Annotated in this window: 16 protein-coding genes; 6 read left to right on the top strand and 10 right to left on the bottom strand. The window is 74.0% G+C overall.

Annotated elements, in window-relative coordinates; translation table 11 throughout:
* Positions 1-13: 13 nt before the first annotated feature.
* Positions 14-1186, bottom strand: coding sequence for an aminotransferase class V-fold PLP-dependent enzyme (locus ACIGG8_RS15450; RefSeq protein WP_396548340.1), 1173 nt, complete (start codon positions 1184-1186; stop codon positions 14-16).
* A 96-nt stretch (positions 1187-1282) separates the two neighbouring features.
* Between ACIGG8_RS15450 and ACIGG8_RS15445 the strand changes: the two genes are divergently transcribed.
* From ACIGG8_RS15445 to ACIGG8_RS15430, 4 genes are all read left to right on the top strand, one after another.
* Positions 1283-3349: a prolyl oligopeptidase family serine peptidase gene (locus ACIGG8_RS15445; protein ID WP_396548338.1), complete on the top strand. Its 2067-nt coding sequence runs from the start codon at positions 1283-1285 to the stop codon at positions 3347-3349.
* 104 nt (positions 3350-3453) lie between these two features.
* The gene (locus tag ACIGG8_RS15440; protein WP_396548336.1) at positions 3454-3831 is read left to right on the top strand and encodes a YrdB family protein; all 378 of its coding nucleotides are present in this window, start codon (positions 3454-3456) and stop codon (positions 3829-3831) included.
* Positions 3832-4120: 289 nt separating this feature from the next.
* Positions 4121-4498, top strand: a complete 378-nt coding sequence (locus ACIGG8_RS15435; protein ID WP_396548334.1) for a YrdB family protein — start codon at positions 4121-4123, stop codon at positions 4496-4498.
* A gap of 164 nt (positions 4499-4662) precedes the next feature.
* Positions 4663-7035, top strand: a complete 2373-nt coding sequence (locus ACIGG8_RS15430; protein WP_396548332.1) for an immune inhibitor A domain-containing protein — start codon at positions 4663-4665, stop codon at positions 7033-7035.
* A gap of 66 nt (positions 7036-7101) precedes the next feature.
* Here the strand turns inward: ACIGG8_RS15430 and ACIGG8_RS15425 are convergent, their stop codons facing one another.
* The gene (locus ACIGG8_RS15425; protein WP_396548330.1) at positions 7102-8571 is read right to left on the bottom strand and encodes an MFS transporter; all 1470 of its coding nucleotides are present in this window, start codon (positions 8569-8571) and stop codon (positions 7102-7104) included.
* A gap of 47 nt (positions 8572-8618) precedes the next feature.
* Here ACIGG8_RS15425 and soxR point away from each other — a divergent pair, with 47 nt between their 5' ends.
* Entirely contained in the window at positions 8619-9071 is a 453-nt protein-coding gene (gene soxR / locus ACIGG8_RS15420; RefSeq protein ID WP_350523808.1) for a redox-sensitive transcriptional activator SoxR, read from the top strand.
* Positions 9072-9234: 163 nt separating this feature from the next.
* On the opposite strand, the gene ACIGG8_RS15415 is transcribed toward soxR, so the two are convergent.
* From ACIGG8_RS15415 to ACIGG8_RS15395, 5 genes are read right to left on the bottom strand one after another with little or no spacing between them, the layout of a single operon-like run.
* A complete protein-coding gene (locus tag ACIGG8_RS15415; protein ID WP_396548328.1) occupies positions 9235-10302 on the bottom strand; it encodes an ABC transporter ATP-binding protein in 1068 nt (355 codons plus the stop codon).
* On the bottom strand, positions 10302-11300 hold the full coding sequence (locus ACIGG8_RS15410) for an ABC transporter ATP-binding protein (RefSeq protein WP_396548326.1): 999 nt from the start codon (positions 11298-11300) through the stop codon (positions 10302-10304). Before ACIGG8_RS15410 ends, ACIGG8_RS15415 begins: the two co-directional genes overlap by 1 nt.
* A complete protein-coding gene (locus ACIGG8_RS15405) occupies positions 11300-12286 on the bottom strand; it encodes an ABC transporter permease (protein WP_350523811.1) in 987 nt (328 codons plus the stop codon). The genes ACIGG8_RS15410 and ACIGG8_RS15405 overlap by 1 nt, the downstream gene beginning before the upstream one ends.
* Positions 12283-13245, bottom strand: coding sequence for an ABC transporter permease (locus ACIGG8_RS15400; RefSeq protein WP_396548324.1), 963 nt, complete (start codon positions 13243-13245; stop codon positions 12283-12285). The genes ACIGG8_RS15405 and ACIGG8_RS15400 overlap by 4 nt, the downstream gene beginning before the upstream one ends.
* Before the next feature lie 13 nt (positions 13246-13258).
* A complete protein-coding gene (locus tag ACIGG8_RS15395) occupies positions 13259-15010 on the bottom strand; it encodes an ABC transporter substrate-binding protein (RefSeq protein ID WP_396548322.1) in 1752 nt (583 codons plus the stop codon).
* Positions 15011-15186: 176 nt separating this feature from the next.
* Here ACIGG8_RS15395 and ACIGG8_RS15390 point away from each other — a divergent pair, with 176 nt between their 5' ends.
* A complete protein-coding gene (locus ACIGG8_RS15390) occupies positions 15187-16641 on the top strand; it encodes an aminopeptidase P family protein (protein WP_396548321.1) in 1455 nt (484 codons plus the stop codon).
* A 30-nt stretch (positions 16642-16671) separates the two neighbouring features.
* Here ACIGG8_RS15390 and ACIGG8_RS15385 read toward each other — a convergent pair whose 3' ends face one another.
* The 3 genes from ACIGG8_RS15385 to ACIGG8_RS15375 form a co-directional block, all read right to left on the bottom strand.
* Positions 16672-17697 (bottom strand): nitronate monooxygenase, encoded by a 1026-nt coding sequence (locus tag ACIGG8_RS15385; RefSeq protein WP_396548319.1) that lies wholly within the window; start codon positions 17695-17697, stop codon positions 16672-16674.
* A gap of 119 nt (positions 17698-17816) precedes the next feature.
* Positions 17817-18443 (bottom strand): response regulator transcription factor, encoded by a 627-nt coding sequence (locus ACIGG8_RS15380; protein WP_350523818.1) that lies wholly within the window; start codon positions 18441-18443, stop codon positions 17817-17819.
* On the bottom strand, positions 18440-19669 hold the full coding sequence (locus tag ACIGG8_RS15375; protein ID WP_396548318.1) for a sensor histidine kinase: 1230 nt from the start codon (positions 19667-19669) through the stop codon (positions 18440-18442). Before ACIGG8_RS15375 ends, ACIGG8_RS15380 begins: the two co-directional genes overlap by 4 nt.
* Positions 19670-19806 lie beyond the last annotated feature (137 nt).

Raw genomic sequence — 19806 nt, 5'->3', positions numbered from 1 at the left:
GAGAGCCGGCCCGCTACCCCTTGAGCAGCGCGGCGAGCCCGTCCGCCAGCCGCTCGTACTCCTGCGGCCGGTTGTACAGCTGCGCGCTGATCCGCAGCAGCCCGCCGCCGTCCCACGGGCGGACGGCGATCCGGGTGCCGAGCCGCCGCCACACCTCGGCCATCAGCGCCTTCGCCGCCGCCTCGCTCTCGCACCGGCCGACCGGCAGCCGGACGGTGCGCATCCACACCCCGGGGGTGGCCGGCAGCGGGCGAAGTCCGGCCCGCTCGACCAGCACCCGCTGCCCGTACGCGGCGAGCGCGGTGTTGTGGCCGGCCACCGCCTCCGGGCCGAGCGCGCGCAGCAGCTCGAAGCCGGCCGGGGCGGCCAGCCAGGGCGTGTAGTCGCAGGTGCCGCGCCACTCGACGCTGCCCGGGAAGCCCTTGTCGTGCTCCCAGGAGAGGGCCAGCGGGCGCACCCGCGCCGTCCACTCGGGGCGGACGGCGAGCACACCGGTGGCGCGCGGGGCGAAGGCCCACTTGTGCAGGTTGCCGAACCAGAAGTCGGCGTTCGGGTCGGCCGGGGCGGGCAGCATGCCGGGCGCGTGGGCGCCGTCCACGACCGTGACCACGCCGAGCGCGCGGAGTTCGGCGAGCAGCGCCGGGCCGGCCACCAGGCGGGCGCTGGGCGAGGTGAGCTGGTCGAGGACGGCGACGGTGGTGCGGCCGTCGACGGCGGCCAGCACCGCGTCGCGGACGGCCGCCTCGTCCGGGGCGTCCAGGGGCAGCTCCGCGACGTGGAGTTCGGCGCCGGTCTCGGCGGCCTTGCGGGCCACGGCCTCGGTGACGGCGCCGTAGCCGTGGTCGGTGACCAGGATCCGGTCGCCGGGGGCGAAGGGGATGCTGTCCAGGGCGATCGCCACGGCCTCGGTGACGTTGGTGACCAGGGCGAGGCGCTGCGGGTCGGTGGCGAGGTCGGCCGCGAGCGCCGTCCGGGCCCGGCCGATCCGGGCGGGCAGGTCGGCGAAGAAGCCGTCCGGGTCCAGCTCGTGCTCCGTGCGCAGTTCCTCCTGGGCCCGCTGCACCGGCACCGGGACCGCGCCGTACGAGCCGTGGTTGAGGTGCGCCGTGCCCGCCGACACGCTGAACAGGCCGTCGGCGGCGGGCAGCGGGGCGGGGGGTTCGGCGGTCCACAGGTCCTCGATCACGGCGTCCCTCCCTGGTCGCCCACCGGCGACTGATGTGTGACATTTCACATGACAGACTACTGGTCGGGGCACGCACCGCGCGACCACGATCGGGCCGTGACCATCACCGACGCCTTCCTTGCCCTCAGTGCCCGTACCGGCCGGTTCACCTTCGGCGCGCCGCGCGCGTACACGCTCGCCGAGGACGGTACCCGGCTGCTGCTGCTCCGCTCCAGCGGTCCCGAGGACCCGGTCGACCGCCTCCACCTGCTGGACACCGCCACCGGCGAGGAGCGCACGGTCGCGGACCCGGCCGCACTGCTGCCCGGCCGCACCGGCCGCCGCGACGACCTGCCCGTCGTCGAGCGCCGGCTGCGCGAGCGCACCCGGCTGGTCGCCGCCGGGATCGGCACGTACGCGGCCACCGCCGACCTCTCGGTCGCCGTCTTCACCCTCGACGGCCGGCTCTTCCGCACCGACACCGCCGACGGCACCAGCGACGAACTCCCGGTCGCCGGGCCCGCGTTCGACCCCCGGCCGGACGCCACCGGCCAGCGCGTCGCCTACGTCGCCGACGACGCGCTGTACGTCACCCCCGGCCTCGAACCGCTCTCCCCCGCCGACGGCGCCCGCTGGGGCGTCGCCGAGTTCGCCGCCGCCGAGGAGCTCGGCCGCGCCCGGGGCCACTGGTGGCGCCCGGACGGCGGCGCGCTGCTGACCGCCCGGGTGGACGAATCCGCCCTCCCCCGGCGCCACTTCGCCGACCCGGCCCGCCCCGCCGAGGCGCCCGAGGACTTCGCCTACCCGCAGGCCGGCGGCCCCAACGCGGACGTCCAGCTCTGGGTCCTCGGCCTCGACGGCGGGCGGGTCCGGCTGCACTGGGACGCCGACACCCACCCCTACCTCTGCGCCGCCTCCTGGGCCTCCGACCACGAGGTGCTGCTCACCGTCGCCGACCGCCTGCAGCAGAACGTGCTGCTGCTCGGCGCCGACCCCGCCACCGGCGAGACCCGCGAACTCTCCCGCACCACCGACGAGTTCTGGGTGGACGACCTCCCCGGCACCCCCGACCGGCTGCCCGACGGCCGGCTGCTCACCGTCCACGACACCCCGCAGGCCCGCGGCCTCGCCCTGGACGGCAAGCCGCTCGACACCACCGGTCTGCAGATCCGCCGGGTGGTCGGACGGCTGCGCGGCCGACTGCTCTGCGAGACCGGCCAGGGCGACCCCGCCGACCAGTACGTCCACCTGATCGACCCGGACGGCGGCGCACCCGAACTCCTCACCGCCGGCCCCGGCGTGCACTCCGCCCTCGCCGCCGCCGACACCCTGCTGCTCACCTCGGCCTCCGCCGACGGGATCCGCCGCCGTGTCCTGCTCGACGGCCGCGAGCTGCCGCTCACCGACCTGAGCGCCACGCTGCCGTACCCGGTCCGCCCCCGGCTCGCCCGGGTCACCGAACGCGGCCTGCCGACCGCCGTCGTCCACCCGCGCGACCACGTGCCCGGCCGCCGGCTGCCCGTCCTGCTGGACGTCTACGGCGGCCCCGGCCACCAGGCGGTGGCCAACGAGCCGCGTCGCTGGCAGCTCCGCCAGTGGTGGGCCGACCAGGGCTTCGCCGTGGTCACCACCGACAACCGCGGCACCCCGTTCGTCTCCCCGGACTTCACCCGGGCGATCTTCCGCCGCTTCTCCCAGGCGGCCCTGGACGACCAGGTCGACGCCCTGCGCGCACTCGCCGCGCACCACCCGGACCTCGACCTCGGCCGGGTCGGCGTGCGCGGCTGGTCCTACGGCGGCTACTTCGCCGCGCTCGCCGTGCTGCGCCGCCCGGACGTCTTCCACGCCGCGTGCGCGGGCGCCCCGCCCACCGACTTCCGGCAGTACGACACCGCGTACACCGAGCGCTACCTCGGCCTGCCGCAGGACAACCCGGAGGGGTACGCCGGCGACTGCCTGCTCACCGACGCGCCCGGGCTGACCAGGCCGCTGCTGCTGATCCACGGCCTGGCCGACGACAACGTCCACCCCTCGCACACCCTGCTGCTCTCCCAGGCGCTCACCAGGGCCGGTCGCGCGCACGCGGTGCTGCCGCTGCCGGGCGTCACCCACATGACGCCGGACGGGACGAACGAGCAGCTGACCCTGGCCGAACTCGCCTTCCTCCGGGCGTCCCTGGGCTGACCGGGCGCTCCCGGCCGATCCGTTGCGCCGCCCGGGCCGGACTGTCACACTCCGCGTGACCGCCGCCCGGCCCGGGCGGCGCAGCGAACGGGGAGAGTGCACGGATGAGGATCGACAGACCCGGCCCGGTCGGTCGGCGGCAGTGGACGCCGCTGACCGCGGGCAACGCCGGCATCGCCTTCGGGCTGGAGCTCGCCATGCTGGCGGCGCTCTGCTACTGGGGGTTCAGGACCGGCTCCACGCTGGGCACCCGGCTGCTGCTGGGACTCGGCGCGCCGGCGCTGGCGGCCACCGTCTGGGGCCTGTTCCTGGCCGCGGGCGGGCCGAAGTTCCCGCTGCCGGTCGGCGCGGAGATCGTGCTCAAGCTGGTGACGCTGGGCACGGCGGCCGCCGCCCTGTACGCCAGCGGGCGGACCACGCTGGCGCTGGTGTACGGCGTGCTGGTGGTGGTCAGCGTGGCCGTCGAGTACACCGTCCGCTGACGGCGGGGCCGTTGCCGGGAGCGGCCCCGACGACAGCCGCCCCGACGGGAAGGGCCCCGACGGGAAGGGCCGCGACAAGAAGGACCGTGACAAGGAGGGCCTTCGACGGCAGAACGGCTGACGAACCGGCAGGTGGGAGGCAGCGGACCGGCAGCCGCGGGGTGATCCGTTGAGTTCGGCCGACCGGGCTGGAACACTCCGCTTGACGGCCGTCCGGCCCCCGGGCGGCGCAGGAGTCGAGGGGTCTCGGCGGCACGCGTCGGGGCACCACGGCGGGGAGAGCGCGCGGATGACGATCGACGGACCCGGCCCGGCGGAGCGCCGACTGCGCAGGTCGCTGGCCACGGCCGGCACCGAACTCGGCTTCGGGGTGCAGCTCGCGAGCCTGGCGGCGCTCTGCTACTGGGGCTTCCGGACCGGCGACGGCCTGGGCCTCCGGCTGCTGCTGGGCCTCGGTGTGCCGGCCGCGGCCCGCGCGGTCTGGGACGTGTTCCTGGCCGAGCACCGGGCGAAGGTCGAACTGCCGCTCGCCGCACGGCTGGTGCTCAAGCTGGTGCTGCTGGGCTCGGCGGCCGTCGCGCTGCACGCCACCGGACTGACCACCCTGGCGGCGGTGTTCGCCGCGCTGGTGGTCTTCAGCCTGGCCCTGGACTTCGGCAACGGCTGACCCGGCGGCACGGGCCGTACGGAGAAGGGGCGTCGCACCTGCGGGTGCGGCGCCCCTTCCGCTTGCCCGGACCCCTTCCACGTGACCCGTGACATGTGAAATATTACCTGCGCTTCACCGACCGATGCCCGGAACACCCCCATCCCCCGGAAAGGACCGGTCAGTTGCGCAGACTGTCCGCGGCCCTCGCTGCCGCGCTCACCACGAGCGCGATAGCGGCCACCCTGCTGGGCACCCCCGCCCAGGCCGCTCCCCCGCCGCCCCTCACCGTCACCGCCGCCGCGGCCGCCGACGCCGCCCCGCAGGGCGCCGAGGCCCCGCCCGCGCCCCTCGTCCCGCAGGAGCGCGAGCGCCAGGCGCTCCGCAGCAAGGCCCTTGAGCAGCTCAACAAGGGCACCGTCGCCAAGAGCGCCGACAAGCGGGCCCCGGCCAAGGTGAGGATCGGCAACGACTACGTCCAACTGGCGCACCAGCGCACCGACAAGGTCTTCGTGATCCTCGCCCAGTTCGGCGACCAGGTCGACGACACGACGCAGTGGAACGGCCAGCCGCGCTACGGCGGCACCCCCGGCCCGCGCCACGACCAGATCCCGAAGCCGGGCAAGGACGACAACCACACCCTGTGGTCATCGGACTTCGACCGCGCGTACTACCAGAAGATGTTCTTCGACGACACGCCCGGCTCCGTGTCGATGCGCAACTACTACCGCACCCAGTCCTCGGGCCGGTACGACGTCGAGGGCACCGTCAGCGACTGGGTCACCGTCCCGTACAACGAGGCCCGCTACGGCAGCAACAAGGGCCCGCAGGGCTCCGGCGCCTGGACCCAGGCCCAGGAGTTCGTCCGGGACGCCGTCAAGGCCTGGTACGACGGCGAGGTCGCCAAGGGCCGCAGCGTGGCGGACATCAAGGCCCAGCTCGCCCAGTACGACGTCTACGACCGCTACGACCACGACAAGGACGGCGAGTTCGACCAGCCCGACGGCTACCTCGACAACGTCATCGTGGTGCACGCCGGCGTGGACGAGACCTGGGGCGGCGGCGCCCAGGGCGCCGACGCACTGTGGGCGCACCGCAGTTGGGCCTTCCCCGACGCGACCGGGCAGACCGGTCCGGAGGGCGACAGGATCGGCGGCGCTCCCGTCGGCGACACCGGCCTGTACGTCTACGACTACGTCCAGGGCGGCGAGAACAGCGGCGTCGGCCTGTTCGCCCACGAGTACGGCCACAACCTGGGCCTGCCCGACCTGTACGGCACCACGGGCGGCGACAACAGCGTCAACTTCTGGTCGCTGATGTCCTCCGGCTCCTACCTCGGCAAGGGCCCCAACACCACCGGCGGCTACCCCGGCGACCTCGACGCCTGGAGCAAGCTGCAGTTCGGCTGGCTCAACTACGACGAGGCGCAGGCCGCCACCCGCTCCAGCCACGCCCTCGGGGTGAGCAGCTACAACACCGACCAGGCGCAGGCCGTCCTCGTCCACCTGCCCGACGGCACCACCAGCACCGACCTCGCCGACCCGTACGAGGGCGGCAAGCAGTGGTGGAGCGACACCGGCGACAACCTCGACAACTCCCTCACCCGGGACGTCGACCTGCGCACCGCCGCCGGACCGGCTGCCCTCGACGCGGCGGTCTGGTACGACACCGAGCAGGACTACGACTTCCTCACCGTCGAGGCCTCCACCGACCAGGGCAAGCACTGGACCGCCCTCGGCGGCACCGTGGACGGCGCACCGATCGGCAACACCAGCGCCAACACCCCCGGGCTCAGCGGCAGTTCGGTCAGCTACCGGAAGCTCCACATCCCGCTGGACGGCTACCTCGGCCGGCAGGTCCGGCTGCGCGTCCACGCCACCTCGGACGGCAACACCCACGGCCGCGGCGTGCTCGTCGACGCCGTGAAGCTCACCGCCGGCGGCAGCGAGCTGTTCTCCGACGGCGCCGAGAACGGCACCGGCGGCTGGACGGTCAGCGGCTTCACGGCCATCACCGGCCGCACCGCCGTCAAGCAGCACCCGCGCGCCTACCTCGCCGAGAACCGCCGCTACACCGGCTACGGGGCGTTCCTGAAGACCGGCCCGTACAACTTCGGCTACACCGGCGTCACCGGCAAGGCCAACGTGGTCGACAACTACCCGTACCAGGAGGGCGTCCTGCTGTGGCTCTGGGACACCTCCTACGGTGACAACAACACCAAGGACCACCCCGGCGGCGGGCTCATCCTGCCGATCGACGCCCACCCGGCGGCGATCCGCTTCGCCGACGGGACGCTGGTCAACGGGCGGGCGCAGACCTTCGACGCCACCTTCTCGCTCAAGCCGACCACGCCGTTCACCCTGCACAAGGGCGGGGTCGCGGTGCGGATCCCGGCCGAGCCGGCCGTCCCGGCGTTCGACGACCACAGCGGGGTGTACGCCGACCCGGCCACGCCGCAGCTGACGGTGAAGGTGCCGGACACCAACACGCGGATCGAGGTCGTCCGGGAGTCCCAGGGCGGACGGATCACCACCGTCCGGGTGGGCCCGGCCTCCTGATACGGACGGACGAGGACCGGCCCCGGATCCCCCGACGAAAGGGATCCGGGGCCGGTCCTCGTCCGCTCACCGCCCGGGGCGGCGGGCGGTGAGCGCGGCCGTGGCCACGCCGAACACGGTGATCGCGGCGATCCCGAAGGTCATGTACCGGGCCGAGTCGACCGGGCTGTCCGCGCCCAGGTTGACCAGGGTGCCCGCCAGCGCGGACGTCACCGAGAAGGCGATCAGCTGGGTGGTGTTGATCGCCGCGGCGGCCTTGCCGCCCTCGGCCGGGTCGCTGCTGCTGCGCATCGCGGCCACGCTCAGGTGCGGGAAGGCCAGCCCGATCCCGGTGCCGGCGACGAACAGCGCCACCGCCCACAGCACCACCCGCAGGCCGGAGGCGTGCCCGGTCTGCAGCAGCCCGTAGGCCAGCAGACCGGCGACCAGCACCAGCGGGGCGGTGCGGATCGCCCGGGCCCGGCCGTGCACCGACTCGATGCCGACACTGAACAGCTGGGCCGTCGTCCAGCCCGCCGACACCGCGGCGCCGAGGAAACCGGCCACCAGCGGGCCGAGGCCGCCCAGCTCCTGGCCGAACAGCGGGATGAAGTTCTCCGCCACCACGCCGGCGCACAGCACCGCGACGGTCAGGTAGAGCCACTTCAGGGGGTTCCCGGCCCGGTAGGTCTGCCCGGGCAGGACCGTCGCCGCGCCGCCGCGCCGCTCGACCGCCACGAAGCCCACCAGCAGCACCAGACCGGCGAGGATGCAGACCGCCGTCGGGCCGCCGCTCGGGACGGTCGAGCTGACGCTGAACGCGGCCGCCGTCAGGGTGAGCAGCAGCAGCGAGGGCAGCGGCACCGGGCCGCTCCCCGACCCCTCCCCGGACCGCTCGGAGCGCCCGGGCAGCACCCGGCGGGCCAGCACGGCCAGCACCAGCGCGGCGACCAGCAGCAGGACGTACGCCCCGCGCCAGGCCCCGAGCTGGGCGAACAGCCCGCCCAGCGACGGCCCGACCAGGGTGCCGACGCCCCACATCGCGGAGACCAGCCCGGCGGCCCTGGTCCACAGCCGCTCCGGCAGGGCGCTGCGGATCACGGCGTAGCCGAGCCCGGCGACCAGACCACCGCCGAGGCCCTGCACCACCCGGCCGAGGATCAGCGCCGGCATCGAGGGGCTGAGCGCGTTGAGCACCGCGCCCGCGCCGAACACCAGGAAGCCCAGGACGTACGCCCGGGCGGCGCCCAGCCGGTCCAGCAGCCGGCTGACCAGCATCGAGGCGATGACGGCGGCCATCAGGAAGCCGGTCGCCACCCACGCGTAGTAACGGCCGCCGCCGATGTCGGCCACGATCGAGGGCATCAGCGCCGCGGTGAAGTAGAGGTTCATCGCGTACAGCGCGACACCGCCCGCGAGGATCGAGGCGGGGGCGGCGTACCGCCGGGAGAACAGTTCGCGCCATCCGCCGGAGGTCCCCTCGGACGGCGACTCCGCTGGGTAACTGTCCAGCTGAGCAACGGTCGTGCCAGTCTTCACGGCAGATGATCGGGTCATGTCCGGTACCGTAGAACTTCAAGAGAACTTGAAGTCAAGGAGTCGCCATGACCACCGCACCGGTCGACCTGCTGAGCGTCGGGGAGGTGGCCCGGCGGGCCGGGATCGCCACCTCGGCGGTGCGCTTCTACGAGGACCAGGGACTGATCTCCTCCGAGCGGTCGGCCGGCAACCAGCGCCGCTACCGGCGGCACGTGCTGCGCCGGATCTCGCTCATCCTGGTCGCCAAGCGGCTCGGCATCCCGCTCAGCGAGGTCGCCGAGGTCTTCACCGGCCTCCCCGAGGACCGGATGCCCGGCAAGCACGACTGGGAGCGCATCTCGCTCCGCTGGGCCGAGCAGCTGCGCGCCCGCCGGCTGGAGCTGGAGCGGCTGGAGGGCGAGCTGACCGGCTGCATCGGCTGCGGCTGCGTGTCGCTGCGCCGCTGCCGGGTGCTCAACCCCGGCGACGAACTGGCCGCCGAGGGGCCCGGCCCGCGCCTCCTGCTGCCGGAGGAGTGAGGGACCGGGCTGGTGAGCACGTGCGTGAGCGGTCGGGCGAGCGGGCGAGCGGGCGAGCGGGCGGGACCGGTTGGAACCCGGTCGGACGCGGCCCTCGTAGGGTTCCCCGCCGCGCCCGACCGGGGGTCTCGGTGCCCGGCTCACACCGCCGGGCGGCCCCGGCTCACACCTCCGGGAAGTGGCAGGCCGCCTCCCGGGTGCCCGTGCCGGCGATCCGCAGCAGCGGCCGCTCCGTCCGGCACAGCTCCTGCGCCTTGGGGCAGCGCGGGTGGAAGGTGCACCCGGGCGGCGGGGCGGCCGGGCTCGGCGGGTCGCCGAGCAGCACGATCCGGTCCCTGGTCCGCTCCGCCTCCGGGTCGGGCAGCGGCACCGCGGAGAGCAGCGCCCTGGTGTACGGGTGCGCGGGGCTGCCGTAGACCTCGGCCTTGTCGCCGATCTCCACGATCCGGCCCAGGTACATCACCGCGACCCGGTCGCAGACCCGCTTGACCACCGAGAGGTCGTGCGCGATGAACACGTACGCCAGGCCGAGCTCCTGCTGGAGCCGCTCCATCAGGTTGACCACCTGGGCCTGGATGGACACGTCCAGCGCGGAGACCGGCTCGTCGGCGATCACCAGCCGCGGCGAGGTGGCCAGCGAGCGGGCGATCCCGATGCGCTGCGCCTGACCGCCGGAGAACTCGTGCGGGTAGCGGTCCAGGTGCTCGGGGATCAGCCCGACCAGCTCCATCAGCTCGGCGGCCCGCTTGCGCGCGGCCGCCGCGCTCTCGCCCTGGACGAGCAGCGGTTCGGAGATGATCCGGGACACCGTCTGCCGGGGGTTGAGCGAGGAGTACGGGTCCTGGAAGACCATCTGCAGGTCGCGCCGGTGCGGGCGCAGCCGGGCCTGGGAGAGCCCGCCGATCTCGGTGCCGTCGAAGGTGACGGTGCCCGAGGTCGGGTCGAGCAGCCGGACGATCATCCGGCCGGTGGTGGACTTGCCGCAGCCGGACTCGCCGACCAGGCCGAGCGTCTCCCCCGCGCCGACGTCGAAGCTGACGCCGTCCACGGCCCGGACCGGCGCTCCGGGCCGCCCGGTACGGCTGCGCCGGCCGGGGAAGGTCTTCACCAGGTCCCGTACGGACAGCAGCGGTTCCGTCGTCCCGGCGGGTCCGGTCGTCCCCCTCGCTCCGGTCGTGCCGACGGGTCCGGTCGTCCCTCCGGTTCCGGTCGTCCCGGCGGATCCGGTCATCACAGCACCCCTTCCGGCACCAACGGCAGGTGGCAGGCGGCCTGGTGGCCGGGGGCGAGCGGGCCGAGCGCGGGGCGCTCGGCCAGGCAGCGGGCGTGCTCCTCGGCGGACGCGGCGGTGGTGCGGGCGCAACGCGGGGCGAAGGAGCAGCCGGGGGCGGGGGCGATCAGCGACGGCGGGCTGCCGGGGATGGCCCGCAGCGGGGCGTCGTCGGTGTCGTCCAGGCGCGGCAGCGAGTCCAGCAGGCCGCGGGTGTACGGGTGCGCGGGCTGCGCGAACATCCGGTCCACCGGGGCCTGTTCGGCCGCCCGGCCGCCGTACATGACCAGCACCTCGTGGGCGACCCGGGCGACCACACCGAGGTCGTGGGTGATCATCACGACGCCGAGGCCGCGCTCCTGCTGGATCCGGGCGATCAGGTCGAGGATCTGCGCCTGGACGGTGACGTCGAGCGCCGTGGTGGGCTCGTCGGCGATCAGCAGGTCGGGCTCGCAGGCCAGCGCCATGGCGATCATGACGCGCTGGCGCATGCCGCCCGAGAACTGGTGCGGGTACTCGTCGACCCGGCGGGCCGGCTCGGGGATGCCGACCTCGGCCAGCATCTCCACCGCGCGGGCCCGGCCCGCCTTGCGGTTGGCCCTGAAGTGCACCCGGTAGTGCTCGGCGATCTGCTCGCCGACGGTGTAGAAGGGGTGCAGGCTGGACAGCGGATCCTGGAAGATCATCGCGATCCGACGGCCCCGGACGGCGCCGAATTCCTTCTCCCCGAGCCCGTTCAGCTCCTGCCCGTGCAGCCGGATCGAGCCGGTGACGGCGGCGCCGCGGTGCAGGCCCATGACGGCCAGCGAGGTGACGGACTTCCCGCTGCCCGACTCGCCGACCAGGCCGAGGGTGCGCCCGGCCTCGACGGCGAAGGAGATGCCGTCCACCGCCCGGACCGTCCCCCGGGGCGTGGCGAAGGCGACCTTGAGGTCCTCGACCTCCAGCAATGCGGTCATCAGTACCTCACTCTCGGGTCGACGAACGCGTAGAGCAGGTCGACCAGCAGGTTCGCCGCGACGATGAAGAAGGCCGCGAGCAGGGTGACGCCGAGGATGACGGGCTGGTCGGAACGGCCCAGGCCGTCGTAGAACAGCCGGCCGACACCCGGCAGGCCGAAGATGGACTCGGTGATGACGGCACCGGCCAGCAGGCCGCCGAGGTCCATGCCGAAGAGGGTGAGGATCGGCGTCATCCCGGCGCGCAGCCCGTGCTTGACGGTGACCGTCCGCGCCGGCAGGCCCTTGGCCCGGGCGGTGCGGATGTACGGCTCGGCCATCGCCTCGATCATCGAGTTGCGGCTCTGCCGGGCGTACATCGCCGCGTACAGCAGGGCCAGGGCGGTCCACGGCAGCAGCAGGTTGGAGGCCCAGGTGAAGGGGTTCTCGGTGAACTGGTGGTAGGAGGGGTAGGGCAGCAGCCCGGCCGTCCTGACGACGCCCCAGATCAGCATGATCGAGGTGAAGTAGACCGGCAGCGAGGCGGTGCCGACGGAGAGCACCATCAGCGTCCGGTCGACCGGCCGGCCCTTGCGCAGCGCCGAGGTGACGCCCGCGCCGAGGCCGAGGACCAGCCAGAGCACGGCCGCGCCGAGGGCCAGCGAGACGGAGACCGGCAGACGGTCGGTCAGCAGGTCCCACACCGGGAGCCCGTACTCGTAGGAGTAGCCGAGGCAGGGGAAGCCGCAGTGCACGGCGCTGGGCCCGGAGCCGTAGTCGCGGCCGGCGAAGATGCCGCCGAGGTAGGCGAGGAACTGGTCCCAGACCGGCTTGTCCAGGCCCATCGCGGCCTTGACGTCGGCCAGCCGCTCGGGGCTGCAGGTCTTGCCGCAGGCCGCCGCGGCCGGGTCGTTGGGCAGCAGGTAGAAGATGGTGAAGGTGATGGCGCAGATGGCGAGCAGGATGCCCGCCACGCCGAGCAGCCGGCGGCCGAGGTAGAGGATCACGACCGGCCTCCCCGGGGGTCGAGGATGTCGCGCAGCGCGTCCCCGAGCAGGGTGAAGGCGAGCACGGCGAGGAACAGGAAGGCGGTCGGGATCAGGAAGTACGTCGGGTCGGTCTCGTAGTACTTGATGCTCTCGGCGATCATCTGCCCCCAGGAGGAGGTCGGCGGGCGGACGCCCACGCCGAGGTAGCTGAGCGCGGCCTCGGTGGCGATCATGCCGGGGACGAGCAGCGTGGTGTAGGCGATGATCGGGCCGGAGACGTTCGGCAGGATCTCCCGGGTGAGGATCCGCCAGGAGCGGGCGCCGCCGACCTTGGCGGCCTCGACGTACTCGCGGTGCTTGAGCGACAGCGTCTGGCCGCGGACCACGCGGGCGATGCCGGGCCAGGTGAACAGGCCGATGACCAGGGTGATCAGCAGGATCCGGTTGACGTCCTCGGCCACCGACATCATCGCGATCATGAAGATCAGCGAGGGGAAGGACATCGTGAGGTCCATCAGCCGGGACAGCAGTGCGTCGGTGCGGCCGCCGAAGTAGCCGGCCGCGATGCCGGCCAGGGTGCCGGCGACCACCACGACGGCGGTCGCGGTGAAGGCGATCAGCAGGGAGACCTGCCCGCCGTGCAGCACCCGGGCGAACAGGTCGCGGCCGGTGATCGGCTCGACGCCCAGCCAGTGCCGGGTGCTGATGCCGCCGAAGTCGCCCCGGGGCGTGCCGCCCAGGTACGGGTCCACGGCGCGCTTGTCGAACTCCTCGGGGGACCAGCCGCCGAGCGAACCCAACGGCCCGGCCAGGGCGGCGGCCAGGACCAGCGCGCCGACCGTGATCAGCCCGAACCGGGCCGAGCCCCTGGCCCACAGCTGGTCCCCGACCTGCCGCCACGGCCCGCGCCCGGCGCTTTTCGCGGCGCCCGCCGCCGTGGCGTCGGCCACGGCGACGGGCTCAGTGGTGGTACTCATCGCTGCCGGCCCCTCAGCCCTTGCCCTTGGCGGGGTCCTTGAGGCCGACCACGGCGAGGTCGATCATGCCGGCGTAGCCGGAGTTGCCGAACGCACCGGCCACGTTGGTGCCCACCAGCAGGGGGCGGCGCTGCCACATCAGCGGGACGGCCGGGGCCTTCTTCATCAGGTCCTCGTCCAGCTGCTGCCAGGCCTTGTTGGCCTCGTTGACGTCCGTCATGGCCGCGATCTGGTCCATCCGGTCCATCGTGGCCTGGTCGCGGAACTGGCTCCAGTTGCCCTGGTTGCCCTTCTCCTTGATGGTCCGTCCGTCGAACAGGAACGGGAAGAAGGTGGCGGCGGACGGGTAGTCCGGACACCAGCCCTGGATGATCAGATCGGGGGCGTTCTTGATGTCGCCGACGGTGTCGGTGAAGGCCGACGGGTCCGTGGTGTTGACGGTGACCTGCACGCCGACCTTGGCCAGCGACTGCTGGATCGCCTCGGCGCGGGTCTTGTCGCCGAGCGAGACGGTGAGCGTGACCTTCAGGTCGGTCTTGCCCGCCTCCTTGAGCAGCGCCTTGGCCTTCTCCGGGTCGCCGGCCGCCGGGATCTTCAGCGGGTCGGCCTTGACGCCGCCGGTCAGCGACGGCGGCAGGTAGGAGGTCGCCACGTCGGTCACCGCCGGGCCGCCGAAGGCCGTCACCTGCGCCTCGCGGTCGACCGCCCACATCATCGCCTCGCGCACCTTCGGGTCGTCGAAGGGCGCCTTGGCGGTGTTCATGAACAGCATGTCGGTGCAGCCGGTGCGTTCGGCCGCCATGCGGGCCTTGACGTCCGCCTTGGGCATCACCTTGGCGACGGTCTCGTGCTGCATCCAGGGCATGTTGATGGCGTTGGCGTCGGCACCGTCGCTGGCGATGATCCGGTCGTCGGCCTGGCCGCCCTTGATGCCCTGGGTGACCACGACCTTGTCCGGGTAGGCCTTGCGGACGGTGTCGGTGGCCTGGTCCCAGTTGGTGTTGCGGACCAGAACCAGCTGCTTGCCGCGGTCGTAGCTCTCGATCTTGTACGGGCCGGAGGAGAACGGCCGGGAGTCGTACTGGGTGCCCTTCTCCTGGGACTGCGGCACCGGGGAGAAGGTCGGCAGGGTGACGGTGTCCGAGAACTCGGCGACCGGGCGCTTCAGGTGGAAGACGATGGTCCTGTCGTCCGGCGTCTCGATGCTCGCCAGGTGCTCGCCCGTCAGCGGGCCCTTGTAGTTCTCGCCGCCCGCCAGGTACTGGACCGCGTAGTCGGGGCCGCCGGTGAGGTCCGGGGAGAAGGACCGCTCGACGTTGTACTTGATGTCGGCGGACTTGATCGGGCTGCCGTCCTCGTACTTGAGGCCCTCCTTGAGGGTGAAGGTCCACACCTTGCCGCCCTCGGAGGACGTGCCCAGGTCGGTGGCGAGGTCCGGGACGATCTCGCTGCCGGCGGCACCCGGTTCGGACTTGAAGGTGGTCAGGGTGCGGTAGAGCAGCCGGGTCCCGAAGTCCATGTGCGGGACGGTCCAGTTGCGGGCCGGGTCGAGGTGGGCGAAGTCCTGGTTCGTCAGGACGGTGAGGGTGCCGCCCTTGGCCGGCGTCCCGCCGATGATCGAGCCGCTCTCCGCGCCCGGGCCCTTGGTGCTCGACGGGGCCGCGTCACCGCCGCTGTCGCTCTTGTCGTTCGTGCAGGCCCCGAGGCCGAGGGTGAGGGTCGCCGCGAGGGCCGCCGCGAGGGCGGCGTGGGTGCGCCTGGTCATGTGCAACTCCGCTGTGGGGGGCCTGATCCGGCCGCTCCGCTGTGTGACCCGTAACATAGTAATGTGAAATTGCACTGCACAAGAGGTGACGCCACCCGTTACCGAGCTGTGTCCGTGCTCGCACCCCGCCCGCGCCCGTGCCACACATCTCCCCAGCCCCGCCTAGGAGTTCACCGGTGACCCTCCGCCAGACCGGCCTCGCCACCGGGAGCCACGACCTCCCGGTCACCCCCGCCCTCGCCGCCTTCATGGGCACCCGATGGGCCGCCACCCCGCTCCCCGCCGACCGCCGCGTCCCCGGACACGACCGCTTCCCCGGCCGCCGAGCCCGCCTCTCCGCCGCCTTCCCCGGCGAACGGCTGATCGTCCCGGCCGGCCGGCTCAAGGTCCGCTGCAACGACCTCGACCACCGCTTCCGCCCGCACAGCGCCTACGTCTGGCTCACCGGACTCACCGGCGAGGACCAGGCCGACCACGTCCTCGTCCTCGAACCGGCCGGCCCCGAGGGCCACGAGCCGGTCCTCTACCTGCGCCCCCGCTCCCCCCGCGACGGCGGCGAGTTCTACCGCGACCGCCGCTACGGCGAGTTCTGGGTCGGTCCCCGGCCCGACCTCGGCGAAGCCGCCCGGCTCACCGGGGTGCGCACCCGACACCTCGACGACCTGGACACCCTGCTCACCGGCCCCCAGCCGCCCACCCGGGTCCTGGCCGGCACCGACGCCCTGGTCGACGAGGCCACCGGGCGTCCCGGCCCCTTCGCCCACCCCGACGGCGAACTGGCCGCCGTGCTCTCCGAGTTGCGCCTGGTCAAGGACGAGTGGGAGGTCGGCCAGCTACAGCTCGCCGTCGACCACACCGTCACCGGCTTCGAGGACGTCGTCCGCGCCCTGCCCACCGCTCTGCGCCACCACCGCGGCGAACGCTGGATCGAAGGCGTCTTCGACCTGCGCGCCCGCGCCGAGGGCAACGGCACCGCCTACACCACCATCGCCGCCTCCGGCGCCCACGCCTGCGTCCTGCACTGGATCCGCAACGACGGCGCCCTCGACCCGAACTCCCTGCTCCTGCTGGACGCCGGCGTCGAGACCGACACCCTCTACGCCGCCGACATCACCCGCACCCTCCCGCTCGGCGGCACCTTCACCCCCGTCCAGCGCCAGGCCTACGAGCTCGTCCTCGCCGCGCAGAGCGCCGGCATCGCCGCCCTGCGCCCCGGCGCCCGCTTCCGCGACTTCCACCGCGCGGCGATGCGGGTCATCGCCGAGGGCCTCGCCGACTGGGGCGTCCTGCGCGTCCCCGCCGACCAGGCCCTCGCCGAGGACAACGGCCTGTACCGCCGCTACACCCTCTGCGGCAGCGGCCACATGCTCGGCCTCGACTACCACGACTGCGCCGCGTCCCGCGCCGACCGCTACCTCGACGGTGTCCTGGAGGCGGGCATGGTCCTCACCGTCGAACCCGGCCTCTACCTCCAACCCGACGACGAGACCCTCCCCGTCGAGCTCCGCGGCCTCGGCATCCGCATCGAGGACGACCTCGTGATCACGGAGGACGGCGCCCACCTGATGTCGGGCGCCCTCCCGAGGACGGCCAGGGACATCGAGGCCTGGATGGCCACCCTGCTGGCCTGAACCCGTCCGACGACGCGCGCGCCGGGCGCACTACCCCTGTGCGGAGCGCCAGAGGTCGGTGACGATCGCCTCCGCCGGGCCGGAACGGGCCAGGTGGTGGGCCGTGCCTGCCCAGAGGTGCATGGCTTCCGTGTCCTCGCGGCGGGTGGCGGCGGCGCGCAGCGGGGCGGTGAGGTGGTGGACCTCGGGGTAGGCGGGCGGGGCGTAGGGGCCGTGGCGGTCGATGAAGGCGTTGCGCAGGCCCCGAGCCGGGCGGCCGGTGAAGGCGCGGGTGACGGTCGTCTCCGGGAGTTCGGTGAGCGCCGCCCGGTGTGCCGCCGAGGCGCCCGACTCGTCGGAGCGCAGCAGGGCCGTCCCCAGCTGCACCGCGACCGCCCCGGCCCGCAGCGCCGCCGCGACGGCCGCGCCGTCGCCGAGCCCGCCGGCGGCGACCAGCGGCAGCCCCGTCACCTCCCGCACCGCGGGCAGCAGGCGGAGCAGCGGCACCTCCCCCGGCACGTCCGCGACCCGGTGGGTGCCCCGGTGCCCGCCCGCCTCCGGGCCCTGCACGCACAGCGCGTCCATCCCGACGGCCTCCGCCGCCCGTGCCTCCTCCGGCGTGGTGACCGTGCCGACCTGCAGCGTCCCGGCGGCCCTGAGCGCCGAGGCCTCCTCCGCCGTCGGCAGGCCGAAGGTGTACGAGACCACCGGCACCGGGTCCGCGAGCAGCACGGCGAGCTTGGCCTCCCAGTCGTCCCGGTCCGGCTGCCCGCTCTCCTCCGGCAGCGTCACTCCCCACCGCTCGGCCTCGGGCTGCAGTCGCTCCCGGTAGGCGGCGACGGCCGCCCGGTCCCCGGGAGGCGAGGGGACGAAGAGGTTCACCCCGTACGGCCGATCGCTCGATTTCCGTACCAGCGCGACCTGTTCGGCCATCGCCGCGGCGCTCCGGTACCCCGCGGCGAGGAAGCCCAGTCCGCCGGCCCGGTTCACCGCGGCCACCAGCTCGGGGGTCGAGGCCCCGCCCGCCATCGGCGCGGCGATCACCGGCACGGCAAGCTCGTCGAGACGCACGGCCATCAGGGGCTCCTCACACTGCTGCGGGTACGGACCGACCTCCCACCCTACGCCCGCCCGTTCAACTCCGGCCCCCGCCAACGGAAGCAGCCTGCCCGCGGCAGCGCCTGCCGCGCCCGCCCCTACCGGATCAGGCCCCGCCCCCGCGCCTCCCGCACCGCGGCCGTGCGCGAGTCGACGCCCAACTTGGTGTAGACGTGCACCAGGTGCGACTTCACCGTGGCCTGGCTCAGGTGCAGCCGCTGGCTGACCTGCTGGTTGGTGAGCCCGTCGGCGACCAGCCCGAGCACCTCGGTCTCCCGGGCGCTGAGCGCCGCCGCCGGCGTGCGCATGCGTTCCAGCAGCCGGTCGGCGACGCTGGGCGCCAGCGCGGAGCGCCCGGCCGCGGCCGCCCGTACGGCCTGGGCCAGTTGCTCCGGGGGCGCGTCCTTCAGCAGGTACCCGGTGGCGCCCGCCTCCAGGGCGGGCAGGGTGTCCGCGTCGGTGTCGTACGTGGTGACGACCAGGACCCGCGGCGCGCCCGCCCGGGCGGTGATCGCCGCCGTGGCCTGTGCGCCGTTCATGGCCGAGCCGGGCCCGAACTGCAGGTCCATCAGCACCACGTCGACGCCCGCCTCCGCGGCCAGTTCGACGGCCCGTTCGGCGGTCGCCGCCTCCGCCACGATCGCGAAGTCCGGTTCGCTCTCCAGCACGGCCCGCAGTCCGGCGCGCACCACCGGGTGGTCGTCCGCGATCAGCAGCCGGATCACGACGCCGCCCCCGGCCCCGGCACGGCGGGCCCGGCCGGCCCGGCGGGCAGCTGCACGGCCACCGCCGTGCCCTCCCCCGGCGCGGACTCCACCGTGAAGGTGCCGCCGAGGGCCCGGGCCCGGGCCCGCATCGAGGGCAGTCCGAACCCGCCGTCCCCGCCGGTGCGGCCGGCGACCGCCGCCGGTTCGAACCCGGCCCCGTCGTCGAACACGTCCAACGCCACCTCGCCCTCCATGTAGCTGAGTGTCACCTCGGCGCACGAGGCCTTCGCGTGCCGGACGGTGTTGCCGAGCGCCGACTGCGCGATCCGCAGCAGCGCGACCTCGTGGGCGGCCGGCAGCCGGACCGGGTCACCGGAGACGTGCAGTTTCACCGCCAGGCCGGTCTGCGCCGTCGTCGTCGCGCACAGCCTCTCCAGCGCGACCGGCAGCGGATCGCCGTCCAGCGCGGGCGGGGTGAGCGCGCGGACGAAGCGCCGGGCCTCGTCGAGGTTGTCCTGGGCGGCCTGCCGCGCCTGTTCGACGTAGCCGGCGGCGGCCTCGGTGCGCTCGGGCAGGGCCCGCTGGGCCGCCCGCAGCAGCAGCTGGATGGAGCTGAGGCTCTGCGCGAGGGTGTCGTGGATCTCCCGGGCGAGGCGCTCGCGTTCGGCCGTCACTCCGGCGGCGTGGTGGGCGGCGGCGAGGTCGGCGCGGGCGGCGGTGAGTTCGTCGATCAGCCGGCGCCGTTCCTCGCTCTCCCGGTAGAGCGCCTGGTAGCCGAGCACGGTGGCGGTGGCGACGGCCGCGCCGAGGGCGGGCCCGATCGAGGCGGCGAGGCTGAAGCTGTGCTGGTGCCAGGACCACGCAGCGATGGCCGCGGCGGCGGTCAGCGCGACGGCCACCAACCCGCCGCGCCGCCCGAGCAGGTGCAGTTCCAGGAAGTACAGCGGGAAGGCCAGCCAGACGCCGTCCTGGGTGGCGACCAGGACGCCCGCCCAGGTGACGCCGAGCAGGACCAGCCACAGCGCGGCGGCCCGGCGCGAGCGGCGGACGGCGGCCAGCTGCGGCCCGACGGCGTAGACGGCGGCCATCGCGGTGGCCGCGGCGGCGACCGCCGCCGGGTCGCCGCCGCGGTCGGCGAAGACGGCCCGGGCGACGGCGAGTGCGAGGAGGCCCGCCACGAGCAGGTGCAGGCAGACCTGGAGGACGCGGGCGACGGGGGTGGTTCTGGTTCGTTCGGTCGCCATCCCTCCAGCCTAAGTTCCACCCGCCGGGCCCGGCATCAATCAAAAGGTTGAGCTCCGCTTCTGCCCTTTGATGCCCAGGATGCAATCCCCGGCTCGATGCCTCCGGGCCCCCCGGTCCACGACGGTGGAAGCGTCGG

Origin of the sequence: Kitasatospora sp. NPDC085464 (assembly GCF_044541955.1) — a bacterium.
Taxonomy (GTDB): domain Bacteria; phylum Actinomycetota; class Actinomycetes; order Streptomycetales; family Streptomycetaceae; genus Kitasatospora.
The sequence above is the reverse complement of the archived record's forward strand: the minus strand, read 5'-3'. Positions and strand labels throughout refer to the sequence as shown.

Coding starts and splice junctions, on each gene's coding strand:
- ACIGG8_RS15375 (WP_396548318.1), bottom strand. CDS start 19,669: ATGGCGACCGAACGAACCAGAACCACCCCCGTCGCCCGCGTCCTCCAG.
- ACIGG8_RS15410 (WP_396548326.1), bottom strand. CDS start 11,300: ATGACCGCATTGCTGGAGGTCGAGGACCTCAAGGTCGCCTTCGCCACG.
- ACIGG8_RS15440 (WP_396548336.1), top strand. CDS start 3,454: ATGAGGATCGACAGACCCGGCCCGGTCGGTCGGCGGCAGTGGACGCCG.
- ACIGG8_RS15395 (WP_396548322.1), bottom strand. CDS start 15,010: ATGACCAGGCGCACCCACGCCGCCCTCGCGGCGGCCCTCGCGGCGACC.
- ACIGG8_RS15415 (WP_396548328.1), bottom strand. CDS start 10,302: ATGACCGGATCCGCCGGGACGACCGGAACCGGAGGGACGACCGGACCC.
- ACIGG8_RS15400 (WP_396548324.1), bottom strand. CDS start 13,245: ATGAGTACCACCACTGAGCCCGTCGCCGTGGCCGACGCCACGGCGGCG.
- soxR (WP_350523808.1), top strand. CDS start 8,619: ATGACCACCGCACCGGTCGACCTGCTGAGCGTCGGGGAGGTGGCCCGG.
- ACIGG8_RS15435 (WP_396548334.1), top strand. CDS start 4,121: ATGACGATCGACGGACCCGGCCCGGCGGAGCGCCGACTGCGCAGGTCG.
- ACIGG8_RS15425 (WP_396548330.1), bottom strand. CDS start 8,571: ATGACCCGATCATCTGCCGTGAAGACTGGCACGACCGTTGCTCAGCTG.
- ACIGG8_RS15385 (WP_396548319.1), bottom strand. CDS start 17,697: ATGGCCGTGCGTCTCGACGAGCTTGCCGTGCCGGTGATCGCCGCGCCG.